A 993-nucleotide genomic window follows, 5' to 3' on the forward strand; every position below is an offset into this window, starting at 1 on the left:
AGTGACTAGAAAGAGAGGATGTATTTAGAAATGGGGAAAAGTTTTTTCTTTCTTTTTTATCTTACTCAGTTTTACGAAAAATAGTGAGAAAGTAGAAATTAGTCATTTTAAAAATTTTGATTTTGTAATAAAACTAAATGGCAAAAAAAGCTTATTTTATTAAAGAAGGAGTGGTAAAAATGATTAATTTATATAACAATCAAGAAAAAAAGTATTTTTCAGAAGCAGTATTTGTAGATGGTAATAAATTATTGGATGAGAAAGAAATACTATTTACTTTAGAAAAAGAAAGTGCGTATTGTTTTTCAAATGTTAAAGAAGCAGAAAATGTGGCGAAAAAATTAGCTTGGTATGGTTATGGGCATTTTGTATTAATTGGTGAATCAGAAGAAAAGATGTATTTGCAAATGGAAAATGGAGAAGAAAAATATATAAAGTGGAATGAAAAAATAAAAGAATATGAAGTTACTGAAAAAATAGAAGAAGCGGTATTTTTGGATGATGTTTCAGAAGCTTGGGAAATTGCTTATGAATGTGCTTATTTAGGATTAGGCAGGTTTTATTGTATATGTGAAAAAGATAATAGCTAAAAGAGCTAGTTTGAAAGCTAGTTCTTTTAGCATAATAGGTGACTATTCTTTCACAATTCTATAATTGGATTTGCTGTCACCAAAAAGGCCTGTTTTTGATTCAACGTATTGTTCTGCTTCTTTGAGTTCGACATTAGAAAGAACAGTAACCCAATTTTGAAAGATAATTCCTTCGTTATGTTCAACTCGATAAGTACTAAAGAAGAAACCCATGAATTATCACCACCTTTATATGTGATTTTATAATAAAAAAGATGAATTGGAAAATGGAGATTAAAAAAAATAGTGTTTGTAGTTTATTTCGAAAATAGAAAATCGAGGTGAAAAAAATGTATTTAACCTATCGTGTGAAGGTTTTTGAAGGGCTGTTTCCTAAAATTGTTTTAGTGAGGGAAGTACAAAG

Annotated in this window: 2 protein-coding genes; one reads left to right on the plus strand and one right to left on the minus strand. The window is 28.1% G+C overall.

Annotation, left to right across the window (positions count from 1 at the left end):
- Window positions 1–179 precede the first annotated feature (179 nt).
- A complete protein-coding gene (locus tag AB3I00_RS14535; protein ID WP_368025604.1) occupies window positions 180–590 on the plus strand; it encodes a hypothetical protein in 411 nt (136 codons plus the stop codon).
- A gap of 42 nt (window positions 591–632) precedes the next feature.
- Here the strand turns inward: AB3I00_RS14535 and AB3I00_RS14540 are convergent, their stop codons facing one another.
- On the minus strand, window positions 633–803 hold the full coding sequence (locus AB3I00_RS14540) for a hypothetical protein (RefSeq protein WP_368025605.1): 171 nt from the start codon (window positions 801–803) through the stop codon (window positions 633–635).
- Window positions 804–993 lie beyond the last annotated feature (190 nt).

The organism is Enterococcus sp. C76 (assembly GCF_040886985.1).
Lineage (GTDB): Bacteria > Bacillota > Bacilli > Lactobacillales > Enterococcaceae > Enterococcus_B > Enterococcus_B lactis.

What these genes read in the sequence shown, in the direction of transcription:
- AB3I00_RS14535 (WP_368025604.1), top strand. Translation starts at nt 180, where the DNA reads ATGATTAATTTATATAACAATCAAGAAAAAAAGTATTTTTCAGAAGCA.
- AB3I00_RS14540 (WP_368025605.1), bottom strand. Translation starts at nt 803, where the DNA reads ATGGGTTTCTTCTTTAGTACTTATCGAGTTGAACATAACGAAGGAATT.